Source organism: Bacillus sp. mrc49, assembly GCF_002803435.1.
On the sequence record NZ_PHNG01000114.1, the window covers coordinates 1 to 1,022 of the forward strand.

Annotated in this window: 1 protein-coding gene; it reads right to left on the bottom strand. The window is 48.0% G+C overall.

The window, feature by feature from the left end; all coding sequences use genetic code 11:
- Positions 1 to 118: 118 nt before the first annotated feature.
- Positions 119 to 1,022, bottom strand: a 904-nt coding sequence (locus CVN76_RS00785; RefSeq protein ID WP_100530080.1) for a FecCD family ABC transporter permease, incomplete at its 5' end; no start/stop codon positions are given.

Below are 1,022 nucleotides of genomic sequence, written 5' to 3' on the forward strand. Positions count from 1 at the left end.
AGCGGAATCTTGAGGTATCCTGCGTTAATACTGATGAAAAATACAATTATGGTTAAAATACTTGTTAAGGCAAGCAGTTTCTTAAAGCGTCCCTCATTGGGGCCGGATTGCTTCGGCATCATAATCCCCTCCCTTCCTTACGAGCTAAATAAAGGAAAAAGGGAACGCCAATGAGAGCTGTGATGGCCCCGACAGGCGTCTCGAATGGAGCATTCACCATCCGTCCGACGATATCGGCAACCAGCAATAGCACGCCACCGAGAATGGCGGAACAAGGGATGATCAGCCTATAATCATTCCCGACCAAAAACCTGGTGATATGAGGAATGACCAGGCCTACGAACCCAATCATGCCTGCAATCGATACTGCAGCTCCGGTCAGCAGCAGGACCGCAATCATTCCTATAAGCTTCACGATTCCGGTATTTTGCCCAAGTCCTTTTGCCACCTCTTCCCCTAAACTAAGAATGGAAATGGAGCGGGAAAGAACCAAAGCTACCAATATCCCCACCACTATAAATGGAAGCGTAAATAAAACATGCTGTGGCTGCACACTTGAAACCCCTCCGGCAAACCAATAGCTGATATCTTTTGAAATATTGAATTTGATCCCGACCGCAGTTGAAAGCGAGCTAAGCAAGGATGCTATCGCCGAGCCGGCGAGTGCGAGCTTGACAGGCGTTATGCCGCCCCTTGAATACGATGTGATTCCGAAAACCAATGCTGCGCCCAACCCTGCACCGGCAAAAGAGAACATCATTAAGCCCAGATACGTTATACCCGGCATGACCACAAGCGCAATCGCAATGAAAAACGATGATCCGGCGGTTACTCCCAGTATGGAAGGATCAGCCAATGGATTTCTCGTCATTCCCTGCATGATTGCCCCTGAGACTGCTAACGCAGCTCCTACACACACTGCAGCGATTGCCCGCGGAAATCTTAATTGGCGAATGATCGTATGAGCGGGATTGTCTTCATCAAATTGAAATAATGCATTATATACATCACGATAGCTCAAA